Here is an 18,002-nt window from a genome sequence, read left to right as displayed (position 1 = left end):
GATGAGCCAGCAAAAATACGTCGGTGTTTGGCCTGTTATGCTAACCCCCTTTGATGCCAAAGGGGAGATTGATTGGGCGTCGTTAGAGCGTCTTGTAGACTGGTATATCGATTCTGGTGTACATGGACTTTTTGCCGCCTGCCAATCAAGCGAAATGTTTTATTTAAGTGACGAGGAAACTCAAGCACTTACCCGCTTTATCGTTGAAAAAGCAGATGGAAGAGTACCTGTAGTCGCTTCTGGTCATACTGCAACTGCATTAAGTCAGCAAAAAGAACAACTGCAGGCAATGTCAGGTACGGGCGTCGATGGCGTCATTATGATCAGTAACCGCTTGGCTTTAGTCGGGGAGTCAGATGATAAGGCGTTGGAAACACTGCAAGTCTTAACCAATGTGGTACCAAAAGAGATTGATTTGGGTATTTATGAATGCCCTCATCCTTACAAACGCTTGCTATCTGAAGAGATTGTAGAGTGGTGTGCACAAAGTAATCGCTTTACTTTTATTAAAGATACCTGCTGTTCTCTACCAATGATAGAGCGTCGTTTAGCATTATCAAAAGGAACTCGCTTGCACTTAGCGAATGCAAACAGTCAAACGTTATTAGCGTCATTCCAAGCGGGATGTCAGGCATATAGCGGTGTTATGGCTAACTTCCATCCAGAGCTTTATGTTTGGCTTTATGAGAATTGGAAGGATAAACCAGAGCAGGCTGCAGTGTTAGCTGATTATTTATCAACAGCAGCGATGACCGAAACACTGGATTACCCAGCATGCGCTAAATATCATCAGCGTCTGATTGGTAACTTCAGCACTCTGGTCTGCCGTTCCCGTAACAGCAGTCAGTTTGAAAACTCATTTTTCCCCTCTGCCGTCAATAGCATGACTGCTTTGGGTGAAAACATGAAAAAATGGCTTTCGTTAGATTAATTTAAGACAGGAGTAGGAATATGCCTTTCGTGATGAAGGAAACCCAGTTTGTGCTTGATAACGCACATTCACTTTTTAATCACTGCCATGCTTCAACGATTGTGCGTGTGCCTAACTCTGAGCGTTTGTTAACCGCTTTTTTTGCTGGCGATAAAGAAGGTAGCGGAAATACGGCTATCTGGCTGGTGATAAAAGAGGGTGATGGCTGGCAACACGCTCAGCCTGTTGTTAAAAATCCAGGTGTTGCGCACTGGAATCCAGTTTTACATGTTGACCCATCAACAGGTAATATCTGGCTGTTTTATAAAACGGGTCCCGATGTACATAGTTGGACGACCCAATACGTTATCTCGAAGGATGGCGGAAATAGCTGGAGTTTACCGAGTGAATTGGTTTCTGGTGATGTAGCACCTAGAGGTCCTGTGAAGAACAAAGTGTTAGTGATGTCGAATGGCGAGTGGTTGGCACCAGGGTCGGTTGAGGATGACCAATTCTGGGATGCGTTTGTCGATATATCGAGTGACGACGGTCAACACTGGTTGCGAGTGGATATTCCGATTGAACACCATAAAGGTGGGCAAACGGAACATGAAATCTGGCAGGGTTTAAAGGACGATGCCTTATGGGAGACTGATCTACAACGCGTTTTTCAATGGGACGGCGTGATACAGCCAACACTATGGGAATCCCGGCCTGGGCATGTGCATGCCATGATGCGGAGTACGCGCGGTACTATTTATCGTAGCGATTCAACGGATTATGGGCGCAGTTGGTGTCCAGCTTATGCAACAATATTACCAAATAATAATAGCGGCATTGATGTCGTCTCCTTCGCAGATGGTCAACTGGCATTGGTGTATAACCCGAACTCAGGTAACTGGAGTCGTCGTTATCCCATCTCTGTCAGTCTTTCATCCGATAATGGCAGTACTTGGTCTGAACCATTCGATTTACTCGATGGGGAAGGCGAATTTTCATATCCGGCTATTATTGCTGAAAACAATACCCTACACGTGACCTTTACTTGGAATCGAAAAAACATTGTTTATCAGCAATTAATAGCTACTCAATAAAAATGTGGAGAAAGGGTTTTATGAAAAAGAGTCTACTCGCAGCGTTGGCGATTACGATGACACTGGGCATGGGGAATGCAGTCGCCCAACAGTTAACGTATCCTACAAAAAATATTGATGTGATTATCCCGAAAAATCCGGGCGGTGGTACTGATACATCTGCACGTACTATTGCAGAGTTTGCTAAAGATGTGATGCCTGCAGGTCGTATTTTTGTTCCTATCAATAAACCAACAGGTAATGGTTTAACGGGGCTGATTGAAGTAGCTAATGCGCGTCCAGATGGCACGAAATTAGTGATGACAACGGTTGAGTTGGCAATGTTCCCTCATCAAGGGAAATCGCCAGTGACTTATAAAGACTTTACTCCGATTGCCACCACTATTGCGGATCCTGTTGTATTAGTCGTCAATGCCAATTCACCTTATAAAACACTACAAGATTTTGTTGATGGAGCAAAAGCGAATCCAGGAAAACTAAAAATTGGTAACTCTGGTATGGGCGCTATTTTCCATCTTGCAGGTGTGAATATTGAACGTACTACAGGAACTAAATTTAACCACATTCCTTATAACGAAGGTACAGGCCCATCAATCGCAGCTTTATTAGGTGATCATATTGATGGCGTATTAACTACTCCAGGCGCAGTAAAATCACACGTTGATGGTGGCTTATTACGTGTTCTGGGTGTGATGGATGAACGTCGTTTCCCTCTTATTCCAGAAGTACCCACATTCAAAGAAGCACTGAAGTTAGATACCAACGTGAAAATGCGAGCTTGGGCTGTATTAGCAACAACCGCAGGTATACCTGATAACGTGAAAAATGAGTTAGTAGGCGCATTCTCTGAAGTGGTTCAAAAACCAGCTTATCAAGAAGCGTTGAAAAAACAGGGTATTATGCCGGTGTTTATCACTGGTGATGATGCTTACCAAATGATGAAAGAAGACCACGAAATGTACGCTGAGCTCATCGCGGCGACACTGAAGAAATAATAGTGATACCACCCTATCCGTTTAGGCGGATAGGGTTGGTCAGGGAGATCCCGACATGACAAAAAGTAATACCATCATCGGTGCGATTTCAGTAGCTTTTGGGCTACTTATTATCTACCTCTCCCGTGATATGAGCATATTTGACGAGTATGGTGTACCTGGGGAGCGTTTTTGGCCCTATGGTTTAGCTATCTTGTTTATTTTACTGGGGATTTTTCAGTGGATCAGTGTAATTATAGATAAAGCAAAACACGTCCACCGCTCTGTTGATTTAAGTTCGACGGCTGTTAAACGGGCTTATGGTTTAGGATTTTTATTAATATTCTACGCAGTAGGCTTATATTTCTTAGGATTCATTGTTTCATCATTGCTCCTTATCCCAATCATTATGTGGTTGATGAATGAACGCAAAAAGATCTTACTTATCGTGGTTCCTATTGCGATTGTGGTGATGTCGTATCTTTTCTTTGAACTCCTGTTCAATTCACCTCTACCAATCCCTGTTTTTCTTGAATAAAGCAGGAAAGGAGCTTTGATATGGAAATATTAGATGCATTTATGATTGTTTTCAGTTTGGAAACATTCACAGTACTACTGTTAGGGGTATTCGCAGGTATTGTTATCGGTGCATTACCTGGTTTAACAGTCAATATGGGAATTGCATTGCTACTCCCATTAACATACTCCTTTCAAGGAATGACAGGGATATTATTGTTATTAGGAATGTATTGTGGCGCCGTTTACGGTGGTTCAATTACTGCGATATTGATTAGTACACCAGGAACACCTGCATCAGCAGCAACGGTATTGGATGGTTATCCAATGGCGAAAAGAGGTGAAGCAGGGCGAGCACTGGGTTTATCCACCATGGGCTCTATGTTTGGAGGAATATTTAGTACGATTGCTCTGATTGTAATTGCGCCTCAGTTGGCTAAAGTTGCAATCGGTTTCTCTGCAGCTGAGTATTTTGCACTCGCTGTATTTGGCATAAGTATTATTACCAGTGTATCATCGCAATCGATTATTAAAGGATTAATGGGCGGGGCAATTGGATTAGCGATCGCGACAGTAGGTCTTGATCCGATGACATCGGGTATGCGATTTACTTTTGATACTGTGTACTTAATGGGCGGGATCTCCTTTATTCCGATCCTAGTTGGTTTGTTTGCTTTCTCTCAAGGTTTAATTAGCTTTGAAGAAGATTACCGTGAACGCCGTCAAAAGAACCCAGAAGGAAAAGTGAGTGCGCGTATTCAGCGTGTATTACCAACATGGTTAGATTTTAAACGTGTTTTACCAACGTACTTACGTTCATCAGCGATTGGCACTGGTGTGGGCGTTATTCCAGGAGTGGGTGGCGATATCTCTTCATTTATCTCATATAATGAAGCGAAGCGTTGGTCAAAACACCCTGAAGAGTTTGGACATGGTTCACCAGAAGGTGTTTCCGCACCAGAAGCGGGTGCCAATGCAGTAACGGGTGGGTGTATGGTGCCATTAATGACCTTAGGTATTCCAGGTGATGGTGCGACAGCCATTATTATGGGTGCGTTTATGGTACAAGGGTTGGCATTAGGGCCTCAGCTCTTTACGGACAATCCCGTTGAAGTAAACAGTATTTTTATTGGCTTAATGGTTGCGAATATTTTAATGGGCATCTTAGGTTTCTTATGTATGAAACTCTTTGTCCGAGTAATGGATGTTCCGCGTCGTGTATTAGTGCCTATCATCTTTGTATTGTGTAGCATTGGAGCTTATTCTGTTAACCACGATATTCGTGATGTGTTTATCATGATGGGAACAGGACTCCTTGCTTATATATTGATTAAGCTAGATTTTTCGATGTCGCCAATAGTCATTGGTATTATTTTAGGGCCAATGGCGGAATCTAATTTACGTCGAGCATTAACAATGTCTCAAGGTGATTTATCGATTCTGTATACGCGCCCAATTACCGCGACATTCTTAGGTATTGCGATACTGACGTTGATCCTACCGATTATTGGGCCTTCGTTAAAAGCAATGTGGAAGAAATGGCGTGCTAAGCCTGCTCAGTAAAGGTTAACTGGCCCTCATCATTAAGATGAGGGCAATATCAATGATGGAATATTAATGGCAAAAACAGTTGAACAGATTGCAAATGACTTGAATTTGTCTATTACCACAGTCAGATTGGTATTAAATGGCAAAGGTGATCAATACCGGATCAGTGCAAAAACACAAAAAAAGATAGCGGACTATGTTGAGGTGTTTGGTTATACCGTCAATCATGCGGCTAGAAGTTTAAAGCTTAATAAAACAGATACCTACGGATTGGTTATCCCTCGCCTTTCTAACCCCTTTTTTGCAGCTTTAGCTGAAAAATTAGAGATGCATTGTCACCAAATTGGTTGTCAGCTAACAATTAGCTGTACCTATGGTGATATCAAAAATGAAAATAAACTCGTTAAATCAATGGATGAGCGTAATGTTGATGGTATTTTCATTGTGTCATCAAGTCGAAAAAATCAGTTACACCATGTTAAACATCGTCAAAAACCCCTCGTTTTCTTAGATAGAGATTTCTCTGTCAGTGAGGCTATTTGTGTAGCATCAGATAACTGCGACAGTGGAGCTCAACTGACAAGAGCAATGATAAAGCAAGATGCACCAATCCATTTTTTTGCGGGAGATGCGTTATTGCCTACTATTGCAGCGCGTTTACGAGGTTATGTGCAAGCGATAAAAGGGCATTATGGCGATGATAGTCGTGTAACGGTTTCTTATGCAGAACATAATACGACCAAAGACGGCGAACAAATGATGAAACAGTATTTAGAGCAACATCAGCAAATACCGTCTCATTTCATTGCCTCATCACTGCCTATTCTTGAAGGTCTATTGAGTGTTATTCGTCAGCGTGAAGGCGTTATTCCTGCTCACCTCCATATTGGTACCTTCGATGATCATGTGATGTTGAGCTTTTTACCTAATAATGTGTGGTCAATGAAGCAAGATGAGGCTTTATTGGTCGAAAAAGCCTTTGAAATCATGACGGCAAAGATAGCCGGCACTACAGTTAAATCTCCTGCATTAATAAAAACACAGCTTATCGAGCGCCTAATTTCTACTCTGTGAGTCTATTAAATTGCTTATTCGCCTCACTTTGTGCGTAGATTAGCAAGATTTATTGACTCATCACTGTATAAATAAAACACAATAGGAACATGAGTCTGCTTGTTTTATCGTTATTCTTTTTTTTACTTTTATAAATGCACGCTACTCTATTGATGGAGTCTTAACAAAAATAAGGGCTCTTGATTATCTGCAATCAGAGGCTCATAATTTAAGCGGATAGTTCCATTTTATTAATATAAAAGGATATTAAAGAAAGATGAACGATGATGTTGACCGATGTCCTGAGTGTGAAGTAAGGGCATATTATACGAATGATTTTGTTCGTGTTTATCAAGCCTATTCTAATACTATTGCTCAGAGCGCAGTCGCAAACGGAACATTTGTTTCGCCCCCTTTTAGTATGACCCGCATGACTTGGGTAAAACCTTCCTTTCTTTGGATGATGTACCGTTCTGGGTGGGGGCGTAAAGACACTAATCAAGCCTCTATTCTTGCGGTTGATATTACGCATGAAGGCTTTCAAGAGATGCTGACTCAGGGTGTTGTGAGTCATTTTGATCCAGACTGCTATGCCAGTGCTGAGGCTTGGAAAGAAGCATCAGAAACCAGTAATATTCGCATTCAGTGGGATCCCGAACGTGATATTTATCTTAATCGACTCAGTTATCGTACCATCCAAATTGGTTTACGAAATCAAGCAGTTGAAAAATATTGCAAAGAGTGGATTGTGAATATTACGGATATTACCGATAAGGTACATAAAATAGATGCTTGTATTGCTAATGGTGATCTCGACACCGCATACAGCCTATTACCAGTAGAAAAACCGTATCACTTTGGTGAGTAATTCATCAGAATGTCACCCCGCTTTATTGGCGGGGTAATTGTATCGATTTATGCTTTAACAAGTTCAGGACGAACACCCAGCGTGTGGCAAATAGCATAGGTTAATTCTGAACGATTAAGCGTATAAAAGTGAAAATCTTTTACCCCTTCACGGCTTAAAATCTTCACCATATCAATTGCAATTGATGCACCGACCAGACTACGGGTTTCGGGATCATTCTCTAATCCATCAAACATTTTATTCATCCACCCCGGAATTTTTACATTGGTTAAACCCGCAAAGCGTTTTAGCTGTTTAAAATTAGTCACAGGCAGAATACCCGGCACAATTTCCACATCAATTCCTGTTGAAACACAGCGATCACGAAAACGTAAGTAGCTTTCGACATCAAAGAAAAACTGAGTAATAGCGCGATTTGCTCCCGCATCTACTTTTCTTTTTAAGTTAATTAAATCCGCTTGTGCACTTTTCGCTTCAGGATGCACTTCTGGGTAAGCCGCAACAGAAATATCGAAATCACCCACTCCTTTGAGTAAATGGACTAAATCGGTGGCATACATCTCTGGTTTTTGTGTGTTATCGGGCAAATCTCCGCGTAATGCAACAATATGACGAATACCATTTTGCCAATAATCTTGTGCAATATGTTGGAGTTCTTCACGGCTTGCATCAACACAGGTTAAGTGTGGTGCTGCTTCTAATCCGGTGCGTTCTTTTATTCCTTTAATAATAGAGTGTGTTCTATCACGCTCTCCTGAGTTTGCACCATAAGTCACAGAAACAAAGCTCGGTTTTAAGGTATTTAAACGCGCAAGAGATTGCCAAAGAATATTTTCCATCTCTTCGGTACGAGGAGGAAAAAATTCAAATGAAACTTGGATCTGGCCATCTAATTCAGCAAGATTTTGGTTAAGTGCTTCATGTTGGCTTGCGTGATAAAAGCTCATACCTGTACCTCATCAATCTTTTACTGTGTTGTAATTTTTATTTAAGTATCACTACTTATTTACCCATCTAACCATTTAGACGTCTAGATGTAGATTCTCTTAATTAGGTTATTTAGTCAACAACTATTCACCCTATTTTTGATGAGGATAATTCAATCAAAAGGAGAGGAAATTTCATGTTGAAACCAGCTCTATGATAAAAATAAGCATATTGAGAGGTCAGTCTTCTCATTTTTCTTCTACAATAAAGTTAACTAACGTATTGATGAGAGGCGAAATGATCACTTGTAAACGTGTTTATGATGATAAAGACGGTGAGCATGAAGGTTATCGTGTGTTAGTCGATAGGCTCTGGCCAAGGGGCGTGAAAAAGACGGATTTTCATTATGATGAATGGAATAAAGGCGTTGCACCTTCGACTGAATTACGAAAATGGTTTCATGGCGGAGGGGGAGATTTTACTGAATTCACGCAACGTTATACGCAAGAATTAATGGCTACACCTGAACATTGGCAATCGCTTGTCGCAATAGCCAAAGAGCAACCGTTGGTATTACTTTATTCAGGCAAAGATAAGCAACAAAATAATGCGACAGTATTAAAAGCCTTTTTAGAAAAACAGCTTAAATAGCGATTAATAGGTTATATATTGATTTTCTTACGATGAAAAAAAGTGGCGCGTATTAGGCGCCACAAAAATTGCTAATAAAAACATCGAACAGAGTCAGAGAATATTTTTACTACTCTTATACAGTGTGTGTATTTGCCGATAACCATTGGCTAATACGTTGTCTTTGCTCATCATTTAACCACATGCCGAGTTTAGTACGACGCCAAATAGCATCATCAACTTCAATAACCCACTCATGTTTCACTAAATAACGTAATTCTGCTTCATATAGATTATGACCGAAGTTTTCGCCCATGCCGGCTAAATCAGTAATACCTTCAAGCAGTAATTCGGTGTTGCTACCATAAGTGCGGGCAAAACGCAGTGCCAGTGCTTCTGGTAACCAAGGGTGACGTTGACGAATTAAACGTGAATAGCCATCACGATCACAACCTTCTAAATTACCGCCCGGTAATTGACCATTTTTAGTCCATGGTTTACCCATGTTAGGGAAGTAAGCAACAAGTTTATCAACAGCGTGCTCACCTAATTTACGATAAGTCGTTAATTTACCACCAAATACAGATAACAGTGGTGTTTGACCATTATCATCATGAACATCTAAGGTGTAATCACGGGTAATCGCTTGTGGTGAGTCTGATTCGTCGTCACATAATGGACGCACACCAGAGTAATCCCACACCACATCTTCTTTAGTTAACTGCTTTTTAAAGTGATCGTTATAGACTTTCAGTAAATACTGAATTTCGTTGTCATCAATAGCGACATCTTTAGGATCGCCTTTATATTCAACATCCGTAGTACCGATGATAGAGAATTCATCCATCCAAGGAATAACGAAAACAATACGATTATCTTCGTTTTGTAAAATATAAGCTTGTGGTTCGTTATGAGCACGAGGAATAACAATATGGCTACCTTTAATTAAACGGATCCCATAAGGTGATTTCAGTTTTAAGCCTTCATCAAATAAAGTTTTAACCCAAGGGCCAGCTGCATTTACTAAGGCTTTGGCTTGGTAGCGAGATGTTTCACCTGTACGTAAATCTTGAGCTTCTACCATCCACAAATCATTTTCACGCCAAGCGCGAGTTACTTTTGTGCGTGTGCGCACTTCACCACCACGACGGACGATTTCTTGCGCATTTAATACTACTAAACGTGCATCATCAACCCAGCAGTCTGAATATTCAAAACCGCGTGTTAACTCTGGTTTTAAAACAGAGTTTGCACCAAATTTAATGCCTTTACTGCTTGGGAGGCTTACACGTTTTCCTAAATGATCATAAAGGAACAGACCAATACGGATCATCCAAGCTGGGCGTAAATGTGGCTGGTGTGGCAGGCGAAAACGCATAGGAAATGCGATATGTGGCGCTAAGCGTAATAACACTTCACGCTCTGCCAGCGCTTCGCTTACTAAGCGGAATTCGTAGTGTTCTAAATAACGTAAACCACCATGAATAAGTTTAGAGCTCGCGGAAGATGTCGCACTTGCTAAGTCTTGAGCTTCCAGCATAAGTACTGAAAGGCCTCGGCCAGCTGCATCCGCCGCAATTCCAGCGCCGTTTATTCCGCCGCCGATGACAATCAAGTCTTGAGTTTTCATAACATCCTCCTACGAATGCGCGAAACAATTCTTTAATGTTCGTTTTCGCTCATAATTGTAATGAAGTTTGATGAAAATGCCAACTATATAACTGATAAAAAACATAACTGCGTGATATGGATAACAATTTATTATCATATCCACATAATTTGTGGGCTTATTAAATACAACCAACATTATTAGGTTTTTAATAAAAAAGAGAGATGTTTTGATAAAAAAATAATAAATTAGAAAGGGTTAGTCGTGATGAAGATGAAAAAAAAGTACCTGATAAGGTACTTTTTTAGGAATTTATTTAATTAACATAATTCGAGTTGAACGTTGTGCTGTTCAACAATTTTTTGGATCCCTGCTGGTGGCTCTTGATCGGTAAATAAGTAATCGATCAGATTCATATTACCTAAATTTACCATCGCATTACGACCAAACTTAGAATGGTCAGTTACCAACATAACACAACGTGAGTTTTCAATAATTGCACGTTTAGTACGAACTTCATGGTAATCAAACTCAAGCAAAGAACCATCCATATCAATACCACTTATCCCTAAAATACCGTAATCAAGACGGAATTGAGAGATAAAATCAAGTGTAGCTTCACCGACAATCCCTCCATCTCGTGTACGTACTTCTCCACCCGCAAGGATCAAACGAAAGTCTTCTTTACCCATAAGTAATGTTGCTACATTAAGGTTGTTAGTCACTATACGGAGGTTTTTATGGTTAATAAGGGCATGTGCTACGGCTTCCGGCGTTGTACCAATATCAATAAACAGTGTTGCACCATCAGGAATTAAGCTAGCCACGCGTTGTGCAATCCGTGATTTTTCATCAGACCACATAATTTTACGATCATGATAAGCGGTATTCACTGAACTTGAAGGTAATGCAGCACCGCCGTGATGACGTTGGATTTTGTTCTTTTCCGCTAATTCATTTAAATCACGTCGGATGGTCTGTGGGCTGACTTCAAAATGCTCCACCAACTCTTCAGTGCTGACATAGCCCTGTAGGCGTACCAGTTCAATGATGGCATCATGTCGTTGCGTTTGCTTCACAGGTGTCCCCTAATGTTAAAAATATCATGTTAATTTTATTATGATCTACGAGATAATTGATGTCGATTATCCCACAAAGCCATCAATAAGCCGATAAGGAAGCCTGCAAAATGTGCAGCATTTCCGATAGAGTCACCTAAAACGCCCATATAACCCGCAATAATCCACAAAATTGAAAAAACGATTAAACCTGTTGGGGCACCAATACCTTTTTCGGGATTACGTATTCCTGTTAAACCTACATAGCCAATTAATGCGTAAACAACACCGGAAAGTCCGCCAAAATTAGAGTCTGTAAACAGTGATTGTGCCCAATTACTAAAGAGCGCAGAAACGAGCATGATCACAAATAACTTACTGGTACCTAATTGCTGCTCTGTTTGACTTGCAAGATACCACCACATAGCAAGGTTAAAGGCAATATGCATTAGTGAAAAGTGAACAAACGCAGGGGTGATATAGCGCCAAATTTCAAGGTTTAAGCTCTCTTCATAAGGCCATGCTAAATGGAGCATGACATTATAGTCACCAACCACTTGTTGCCAGATAAAAACGAAGATACATAAAATAATCACCAGTACCGTTAACGGGCCTGAACGTTGCACCATATTTTTTATCGAAAAAGCTGGGCGATATTTTATACCCGTATTTTGCGGATTGCCGGTTTGCCAACTTGCGGCCTGGTAGCGCGGATGAAAAGGCTCACGTAGAAACGTGTTAAGTTCTTTTTCAACCATTTCTAATTGATGTTGGTCTTCTAACCAAAGTGAGACTTGCTGATTTTCATTTTTTGCGTGAATTCGCACACCTTTTGTTGTCATGTAATTGACAAATAAATCAGCAGCTTGATGGTTGGAAAGCGTAATAATGTGGATCATTGACAAAACTCATCCGTCGTTATTGCAGAGACGTTATCGCTTGTGGAAACTCTCTTTGCCATGCTTCAAAACCACCATTAATACTATAAACGGTTTCAAAGCCCATATTAACCAGATATTGAGCTGCCCCTTGGCTACTGTGACCGTGATAGCACATCACCATAACAGGAACATCGAAGTCAGCATCTTGTAAAAATTGATTTAGCGTTTCATTGGTGAGATGAAATGCATTTGTCGCATGACCAAAGCGATAACTCTGAGGATCTCTCACATCGACTAAAGTAGCCGATTGAGATACCCAGAATTGATAAGCTTGCTCAATGCTAAGAAATTGAAACTTATCCATAATTGTCTTATTTATTATATTGTTAATTTATTTGTTCTGAGCGAGAGAACGATACATTTATCATAACGTCAAATGGGTAAAGATGACGTAACTCTTTGTAAATGATTATTTTAATACAAAAATCCCCCATGATATCAGTGCAGGTGAATATCATAGGGGATTTGATACTGAAGGATCAGTAGTAGGAGTGTTCACCACGTTGGTGCTCAGTTAAGTCTTTGACACCTTTTAATTCATTAGGGAACAGGTTTAACAATTCTTTCTCGATGCCATCTTTTAAGGTGACATCAATCATTGAACAACCGTTACAACCACCACCAAATTGTAAGATAGCATAGCCATCTTCAGTGATTTCCATCAGACTTACGCGACCACCATGACCCGCTAATTGAGGGTTAATTTGTGATTGCAGTACGTATTCAACACGCTCAATTAACGGTGCATCAGCATCAACTTTACGCATTTTTGCGTTAGGTGCTTTTAGGGTTAATTGTGAGCCCAGTTGGTCAGTCACAAAGTCGATTTCGGCATCTTCTAAGAAAGGCGCACTGATATCATCAACATACGCAGACAGTTTTTCAAATTGAATTTCAGTGTCGTTTGGTTCTACAGCATCCGGTGGACAGTATGAAACGCCACATTCAGCATTAGGTGTACCTGGATTGATAACAAATACACGAATTTGGGTGTTGGGTTCTTGGTTAGCCAGTAGTTTGGCAAAATGCGCCTGTGCGGCATCAGTAATAGTAATCATATCGTCTTGCTCAATAGTTGACTGTTCTGGTTGGTTATCATACGCCCAATTGGCGGTTAACTACAAGGTTCGACAAATCGCCCATACCTCAACAGAGCGTGCTCCCGCACGAAATAACAAGGGTACGATGGAGTTTAATGTCGCACCTGTAGTGATAACATCATCAATTAGTGCCAGATTTTTCCCTGATACCGACACTGTGTTATTTAATACAAATGCATGTTTTAAATTTTGTTGCCTTTGCTTGGCATTAAGATGCGTTTGCATCAGTGTAGCACGAGTTCTTATCAGGGTATCCGGTTGATAAGCACAATTTAGCCATCTTGCCAAAGGCTTAGCGATAGCTTCTACTTGCTCAAAGCCTCTAGACCAACGGCGATGGTGATGCGAAGGAACGCTAATAATTCTATCAGGTTTCTGCACTAAATTTTCTCGTCGATGTGAAAGCCATCGCAATAGAAAAAGTCGTGCAAGACATAAGGCTATTTGAGGGCGAGATTGGTATTTATAAAGGTGTAATAATTTATTTAATGGCGGTTGATAGTCGGTGACTGTCAACATCTGTTTCCATAGAGGTGGTGATTGTAAGCAACGTCCACACAACATCATAGAATGATGGGAAGGATATAAACAGCAAGGGCAACGATTTTGTTGTTTTGGTAGATGTCGAATACAACTCGAACAAATGCCTTTAGTATCATAATGTAAGGGTTGACGACATAGCCAACAATATCCTGCTATTGTTATCCACATAATGAACATCCTTGTAAAAGAGAAGAGAGCATAACAATGAATAAACTGTATTGGCAGACAATCGGTGAAGGAAAAATAGATCTTGTGCTACTACACGGATGGGGGCTGAATGCACAGGTCTGGCAATCATTAATACCGAGATTAGCCTCGCATTTTACACTTCATCTTGTTGATTTACCGGGTTATGGACGTAGCCAAGGATTTTCAGCGCTCACATTAAAAGAGATGGCAGAGATTGTTTTTGCAAAAGCGCCTGCTAATGCCATTTGGCTAGGATGGTCTTTAGGTGGATTAGTCGCTAGCCGTATTGTTTTAGATAATCCCAATAGTGTGCAAGCGTTGATTACGGTAGCTTCTTCTCCTTGTTTTGGTGCACATGATGGTTGGCCGGGTATCAAGCCTGAAGTTTTGAAAGGATTTGAACAGCAGTTAAATGAGAATTTTCATCGCACCGTTGAGCGCTTTTTAGCACTACAAACATTGGGCACTCAAAGTGCGCGTGAAGATATGAAAGCATTAAAATCAGTGGTATTAGAGCAACCACTCCCTTCTGTTGAAGTGCTTAATGGCGGATTAGAAATTCTGCGTACTGAGGATTTACGAGAAGAGTTGAAAACGTTGGGTTGTCCTTTTATTCGTTTTTACGGTTATTTAGACGGTTTAGTACCTCGAAAAGTGGCTGGATTATTAGATATTCTTTATCCACATTCACCTTCCGTGACTTTCCGTAATGCGGCTCATGCCCCGTTTATTTCACATCCTGATGAATTTACTCAAGCGTTAATCGAGGCTTGTAAATGATGATAGTTTTAAAGAGCTGATTCTATTTTAGAACAGCTCTTTTTGTATTTTTATTAATTTTTTAATAAATTTAATTCTTGCTCTATACGAGTTGTAATAATACGCCTTATAAAAGGCGACTTGGTTATCTATTTGTTCCTTTGTGATAACTGTTTCAGGTAGATAGCGTTTATCGAAAAAGAGTTTTGTCTTTAGTATTTCAGTGAAATGTTGTGTGAATGAGACGAATTATCTCGCTGGTGTTGAAGATGATATTCCTTCTGAATTAGACACCGATTTAGCCCATGTTATGCCTTTTGGCTTAATATGGGCTTTTTTATCTGAACTGAGAAGGTGTTTAAAACGGCATTATTTAGGGGATAACACTGGTTTTGCTAATGGTTTTTTAAGTCGAAAAGCCAGTAATAATGCAATGATACTCAAGGCTAGTGTGAAATAAAACACAGCATGTGTGCCAAATGATAGGGCAGAGATAGCACTATTTTGTGACAACGCATTTTCACGAAAATAAGACATTAACGTAATGGCGATAGAGGTACCTAATGCGCCAGAAACTTGGTATAGCGTATTCCAAATAGCAGAGCCATCAGCATAAAGATCAGGCGTTAAATCGCTTAATGCGGTTGTTTGCGCAGGCATAATGACGCAGGTTACACCCATACAAAGCGCCATAAAGGCGACAATAATTTTCCATGCAGCAGTATGTTCATTAACTGAGACTAAGAAAATACAGGCGCTTAACAACATAAACAGCGCCCCCATAACGGCAAAAAAGCGGGCATCATATCGATTATAAAGAAAACCAATTAATGGTGAAAAAATCACATTAATAATATTGCCCGGTAATAATAAAATACCTGCAATCGCAGCGCTAAAGAGTAGAACTTCTTTCAAATAGATAGGAAGAATAATCGCAACCGATAATACACTCATCATGCAAACAATCATCATTAATAATCCAATAACGAATATTGAATGCTTAAAAGTTTGAAGATTAATCATTGGCATTGCGAGCTGTTTTTGTCGCCAGCAAAACAGTAATAAGCTCAAAACACCTATTAATACTGAGCCCCAAACATTTACTGAGGTAATTGAATGTTCAGCTAATACGGCTAATCCATAAATCAGTCCAGAAAAACCGATAGAAGATAATAAGAGTGAAATAATATCAATACGGGGTTTTGTTAGAGTACCGATATGTTCCATTGAATAAAAAGCTAAGACTAAAATAGCGATATAACAGATGGCACTGATCCAAAAAATAGCATGCCAATTCATTGAGGTTAAAATAAAACCCGATAATGTGGGGCCTAATGCGGGAGCCAAGGTGATTGTCAAACCAATAACTCCCATAACGGCACCCCTTTGATAAAGAGGAAAAATAAGTAAAGCTGCGCTCATTAATACAGGTAGAATAATTCCTGTGCCAATTGCTTGAATAATTCGGCCTATCATCAGGAGAGGAAAGCTAGATGCAAGTGCCGCAACCACACAACCTAATAGCGAGATAAATAACGCGCTAATAATCAAACTTCTTGTATTAAACCATCGGACTAAGATTGCTGAGATAGGTACGAAGATAGCTAAAGTCAGTAAATATCCGGTAACAAGCCATTGAGCTAATCCTGCACTAATTACGAATTGCTCCATCAGATTTGTTAACGCCATATTTAGCGCGGTTTCACCAAATAACCCCACAAATGTCCCTAACATTAAGACACTTATCATTGCGCGAGGCTGAGTGACAATTTTTTCTGCTTTGTTCATTACATTTATTTCCTATTTTTTACAATGTCAACTAAATTGACATAATGAAAAATAACGGAAATAGAGAATATGATCAACTGAGTTGACAATTATATTCTGTTATACTGGCATAAAAAGAGGGTGATAAGTATGGCTATTTTATTAGAAAAGCTTGATATAATTGATTTAATTAGCGAGAAGCACTCTTTGTTACGTTCGCGTATTGATACCTGCTGGAACGCACAAAGTGATATCCATTTGGCAAATTCAGAATGGTACATCTTATCGCGTATTGTGGATGCACCTGCCACTATTGCTGAAATTAGTAAAACAGTCGTGATTTCCAGACAAGCTATTCATAAGTTTATACGACAGTTGGAGCAAAAAGGTTTAATTAACGTGTTTGATATGAAAGACAGTAAAAAACTAAAAGGTGTCGAAATGACGACATTAGGCCAAGAATGTTATCAACGCTATGACGAGCTAAAGCAAGAGATCATCACAGAAATTGTGAACATTATCGGTGAAGAAAATAAGCAGTTATTTGAGCAGTTATTACGCCAACCTTGGTTTAAAGAAACACCTTAATATGCTGCCCTTTTATTTAGGGCAGCCATAAATAGACGATCATGCAGGTACGTTTTCGAGATGAAAGGACGTGTTTAAAATAGGTGCATTTTTTATTGTGTCAGCAACAGGGCAAGTGCGTTCAATAAAAGCGATAAATGCAGCGATCTCTTCTTCACTATTATCGGCTTGAATAAAAAAGTGCGTCGTAATTTTACTAAAGCCAATTTTGGCTTCTTTATTTTTTCCCGTAAAACCATCGGTATCTAATTCGCCTTTAACTTCAATGCGAATATCGTTGAGATTAATTTTATGTATTCGCGCAAAGCTTTTGGCGACAATCCCTTTACAAGCACCCAATGTACCTAATAATGCTTCAACAGGATTCATTGCAGTGTCTTTTCCACCTAATGACAAAGGTTCATCAAGTAAAAATTGAAACTGGCGTGATGCACATTGCATCTGCAATCCACCTTGTTTGCTGGTTGTAATGGTCGATGAAAATTCAGTTATTGGCATAATTTTATATTCTTATAAAGTGAAATGATAATAGACGTCTTTACGTCTATATTTAAAGGATTATGCCGTGATAGTTAGGAAAGTAAATCATTAAATAGGAAGATGAAAATGATTCATCTTAAGCATTAAATAAAAAACCCCTACATAAAGTAAGGGTTTTTGTGATGGTATTTATCAATTTGTTAGATTAATTGATAAAGCTTTGTCTGGCAGGCGGTGGCTTCAGGGCAACTTTTACAACTGCCCGTAAGGCACTCCTCTACATCTACTTCTTGAAGCTTACCCATCAATGTGAGCCGTTCTAACATTGCTTGCACCAACGGTTCAGGCATATTGAGTTGATGGCTGATAAGACGGGCATCGGCTCGACCATTGAGGGCGATACAATCACGTACTTCTATCAAACTGGCCATCTTACCTTTCCTTTGTC

The 18,002-nt window shown here is 39.9% G+C and carries 19 protein-coding genes and 1 pseudogene; 10 read left to right on the top strand and 10 right to left on the bottom strand.

Features of this window, described 5'->3' with window-relative positions:
- The first annotated feature begins 1 nt into the window (after window position 1).
- From JEP40_RS08795 to JEP40_RS08765, 7 genes and pseudogenes are all read left to right on the top strand, one after another.
- Window positions 2–931 carry a dihydrodipicolinate synthase family protein gene (locus JEP40_RS08795; protein WP_198623245.1) on the top strand — a complete coding sequence of 310 codons (930 nt, stop codon included), beginning with the start codon at window positions 2–4 and terminating at the stop codon, window positions 929–931.
- A gap of 20 nt (window positions 932–951) precedes the next feature.
- Window positions 952–2,004, top strand: a complete 1,053-nt coding sequence (locus tag JEP40_RS08790; protein WP_198623244.1) for a sialidase family protein — start codon at window positions 952–954, stop codon at window positions 2,002–2,004.
- 20 nt (window positions 2,005–2,024) lie between these two features.
- A complete protein-coding gene (locus JEP40_RS08785; RefSeq protein ID WP_232799213.1) occupies window positions 2,025–2,999 on the top strand; it encodes a tripartite tricarboxylate transporter substrate binding protein in 975 nt (324 codons plus the stop codon).
- 55 nt (window positions 3,000–3,054) lie between these two features.
- Window positions 3,055–3,516, top strand: a complete 462-nt coding sequence (locus JEP40_RS08780; RefSeq protein WP_198623242.1) for a tripartite tricarboxylate transporter TctB family protein — start codon at window positions 3,055–3,057, stop codon at window positions 3,514–3,516.
- A gap of 20 nt (window positions 3,517–3,536) precedes the next feature.
- Window positions 3,537–4,847 (top strand): annotated as a pseudogene (locus JEP40_RS08775) (tripartite tricarboxylate transporter permease); the annotation flags it as partial.
- Window positions 4,848–5,111: 264 nt separating this feature from the next.
- Window positions 5,112–6,116 carry a LacI family DNA-binding transcriptional regulator gene (locus tag JEP40_RS08770; protein ID WP_198623240.1) on the top strand — a complete coding sequence of 335 codons (1,005 nt, stop codon included), beginning with the start codon at window positions 5,112–5,114 and terminating at the stop codon, window positions 6,114–6,116.
- A gap of 256 nt (window positions 6,117–6,372) precedes the next feature.
- A complete protein-coding gene (locus tag JEP40_RS08765) occupies window positions 6,373–6,963 on the top strand; it encodes a DUF4291 domain-containing protein (protein ID WP_198623239.1) in 591 nt (196 codons plus the stop codon).
- 47 nt (window positions 6,964–7,010) lie between these two features.
- Here the strand turns inward: JEP40_RS08765 and metF are convergent, their stop codons facing one another.
- Window positions 7,011–7,910: a methylenetetrahydrofolate reductase gene (metF, locus tag JEP40_RS08760; protein WP_198623238.1), complete on the bottom strand. Its 900-nt coding sequence runs from the start codon at window positions 7,908–7,910 to the stop codon at window positions 7,011–7,013.
- Between the two features lie 277 nt (window positions 7,911–8,187).
- Between metF and JEP40_RS08755 the strand changes: the two genes are divergently transcribed.
- Window positions 8,188–8,541 carry a DUF488 domain-containing protein gene (locus JEP40_RS08755; protein ID WP_198623237.1) on the top strand — a complete coding sequence of 118 codons (354 nt, stop codon included), beginning with the start codon at window positions 8,188–8,190 and terminating at the stop codon, window positions 8,539–8,541.
- Window positions 8,542–8,656: 115 nt separating this feature from the next.
- Here JEP40_RS08755 and glpD read toward each other — a convergent pair whose 3' ends face one another.
- The 6 genes from glpD to gntX all read right to left on the bottom strand — a co-directional run bounded on the left by glpD (window position 8,657) and on the right by gntX (window position 13,939).
- Window positions 8,657–10,150, bottom strand: a complete 1,494-nt coding sequence (gene glpD / locus JEP40_RS08750) for a glycerol-3-phosphate dehydrogenase (RefSeq protein WP_198623236.1) — start codon at window positions 10,148–10,150, stop codon at window positions 8,657–8,659.
- 299 nt (window positions 10,151–10,449) lie between these two features.
- Entirely contained in the window at window positions 10,450–11,208 is a 759-nt protein-coding gene (locus JEP40_RS08745) for a DeoR/GlpR family transcriptional regulator (protein WP_006534541.1), read from the bottom strand.
- Between the two features lie 38 nt (window positions 11,209–11,246).
- Complete coding sequence (gene glpG, locus JEP40_RS08740; protein ID WP_198623235.1) at window positions 11,247–12,086, bottom strand: rhomboid family intramembrane serine protease GlpG; 840 nt, start codon at window positions 12,084–12,086, stop codon at window positions 11,247–11,249.
- 19 nt (window positions 12,087–12,105) lie between these two features.
- Window positions 12,106–12,432 carry a thiosulfate sulfurtransferase GlpE gene (gene glpE, locus JEP40_RS08735; RefSeq protein ID WP_198623234.1) on the bottom strand — a complete coding sequence of 109 codons (327 nt, stop codon included), beginning with the start codon at window positions 12,430–12,432 and terminating at the stop codon, window positions 12,106–12,108.
- Window positions 12,433–12,607: 175 nt separating this feature from the next.
- Entirely contained in the window at window positions 12,608–13,186 is a 579-nt protein-coding gene (gene nfuA / locus JEP40_RS08730; protein WP_036933770.1) for a Fe-S biogenesis protein NfuA, read from the bottom strand.
- 60 nt (window positions 13,187–13,246) lie between these two features.
- Window positions 13,247–13,939 carry a DNA utilization protein GntX gene (gene gntX, locus JEP40_RS08725; RefSeq protein ID WP_198623233.1) on the bottom strand — a complete coding sequence of 231 codons (693 nt, stop codon included), beginning with the start codon at window positions 13,937–13,939 and terminating at the stop codon, window positions 13,247–13,249.
- 36 nt (window positions 13,940–13,975) lie between these two features.
- Between gntX and bioH the strand changes: the two genes are divergently transcribed.
- Entirely contained in the window at window positions 13,976–14,740 is a 765-nt protein-coding gene (gene bioH / locus JEP40_RS08720; RefSeq protein ID WP_198623232.1) for a pimeloyl-ACP methyl ester esterase BioH, read from the top strand.
- Between the two features lie 348 nt (window positions 14,741–15,088).
- Here the strand turns inward: bioH and JEP40_RS08715 are convergent, their stop codons facing one another.
- Window positions 15,089–16,507 carry a DHA2 family efflux MFS transporter permease subunit gene (locus JEP40_RS08715; protein ID WP_232799212.1) on the bottom strand — a complete coding sequence of 473 codons (1,419 nt, stop codon included), beginning with the start codon at window positions 16,505–16,507 and terminating at the stop codon, window positions 15,089–15,091.
- Between the two features lie 129 nt (window positions 16,508–16,636).
- Between JEP40_RS08715 and JEP40_RS08710 the strand changes: the two genes are divergently transcribed.
- The gene (locus tag JEP40_RS08710) at window positions 16,637–17,074 is read left to right on the top strand and encodes a MarR family winged helix-turn-helix transcriptional regulator (protein ID WP_198623231.1); all 438 of its coding nucleotides are present in this window, start codon (window positions 16,637–16,639) and stop codon (window positions 17,072–17,074) included.
- A gap of 39 nt (window positions 17,075–17,113) precedes the next feature.
- Here the strand turns inward: JEP40_RS08710 and JEP40_RS08705 are convergent, their stop codons facing one another.
- Both JEP40_RS08705 and JEP40_RS08700 read right to left on the bottom strand, forming a co-directional pair.
- A complete protein-coding gene (locus JEP40_RS08705) occupies window positions 17,114–17,572 on the bottom strand; it encodes an OsmC family protein (RefSeq protein WP_198623230.1) in 459 nt (152 codons plus the stop codon).
- A 182-nt stretch (window positions 17,573–17,754) separates the two neighbouring features.
- A complete protein-coding gene (locus JEP40_RS08700) occupies window positions 17,755–17,985 on the bottom strand; it encodes a FeoC-like transcriptional regulator (protein ID WP_198623229.1) in 231 nt (76 codons plus the stop codon).
- Window positions 17,986–18,002 lie beyond the last annotated feature (17 nt).

The sequence above is a fragment of the Proteus vulgaris genome (genome assembly GCF_016239305.1).
Lineage (GTDB): Bacteria > Pseudomonadota > Gammaproteobacteria > Enterobacterales > Enterobacteriaceae > Proteus > Proteus vulgaris_C.
The sequence above is the reverse complement of the archived record's forward strand: the minus strand, read 5'-3'. Positions and strand labels throughout refer to the sequence as shown.

Excerpts from the sequence above, each read along its gene's own strand:
- JEP40_RS08795 (WP_198623245.1), top strand. The coding sequence starts at position 2 with ATGAGCCAGCAAAAATACGTCGGTGTTTGGCCTGTTATGCTAACCCCC.
- JEP40_RS08790 (WP_198623244.1), top strand. The coding sequence starts at position 952 with ATGCCTTTCGTGATGAAGGAAACCCAGTTTGTGCTTGATAACGCACAT.
- JEP40_RS08785 (WP_232799213.1), top strand. The coding sequence starts at position 2,025 with ATGAAAAAGAGTCTACTCGCAGCGTTGGCGATTACGATGACACTGGGC.
- JEP40_RS08780 (WP_198623242.1), top strand. The coding sequence starts at position 3,055 with ATGACAAAAAGTAATACCATCATCGGTGCGATTTCAGTAGCTTTTGGG.
- JEP40_RS08770 (WP_198623240.1), top strand. The coding sequence starts at position 5,112 with ATGGCAAAAACAGTTGAACAGATTGCAAATGACTTGAATTTGTCTATT.
- JEP40_RS08765 (WP_198623239.1), top strand. The coding sequence starts at position 6,373 with ATGAACGATGATGTTGACCGATGTCCTGAGTGTGAAGTAAGGGCATAT.
- metF (WP_198623238.1), bottom strand. The coding sequence starts at position 7,910 with ATGAGCTTTTATCACGCAAGCCAACATGAAGCACTTAACCAAAATCTT.
- JEP40_RS08755 (WP_198623237.1), top strand. The coding sequence starts at position 8,188 with ATGATCACTTGTAAACGTGTTTATGATGATAAAGACGGTGAGCATGAA.
- glpD (WP_198623236.1), bottom strand. The coding sequence starts at position 10,150 with ATGAAAACTCAAGACTTGATTGTCATCGGCGGCGGAATAAACGGCGCT.
- glpG (WP_198623235.1), bottom strand. The coding sequence starts at position 12,086 with ATGATCCACATTATTACGCTTTCCAACCATCAAGCTGCTGATTTATTT.
- glpE (WP_198623234.1), bottom strand. The coding sequence starts at position 12,432 with ATGGATAAGTTTCAATTTCTTAGCATTGAGCAAGCTTATCAATTCTGG.
- nfuA (WP_036933770.1), bottom strand. The coding sequence starts at position 13,186 with ATGATTACTATTACTGATGCCGCACAGGCGCATTTTGCCAAACTACTG.
- gntX (WP_198623233.1), bottom strand. The coding sequence starts at position 13,939 with ATGTGGATAACAATAGCAGGATATTGTTGGCTATGTCGTCAACCCTTA.
- bioH (WP_198623232.1), top strand. The coding sequence starts at position 13,976 with ATGAATAAACTGTATTGGCAGACAATCGGTGAAGGAAAAATAGATCTT.
- JEP40_RS08715 (WP_232799212.1), bottom strand. The coding sequence starts at position 16,507 with ATGAACAAAGCAGAAAAAATTGTCACTCAGCCTCGCGCAATGATAAGT.
- JEP40_RS08710 (WP_198623231.1), top strand. The coding sequence starts at position 16,637 with ATGGCTATTTTATTAGAAAAGCTTGATATAATTGATTTAATTAGCGAG.
- JEP40_RS08705 (WP_198623230.1), bottom strand. The coding sequence starts at position 17,572 with ATGCCAATAACTGAATTTTCATCGACCATTACAACCAGCAAACAAGGT.
- JEP40_RS08700 (WP_198623229.1), bottom strand. The coding sequence starts at position 17,985 with ATGGCCAGTTTGATAGAAGTACGTGATTGTATCGCCCTCAATGGTCGA.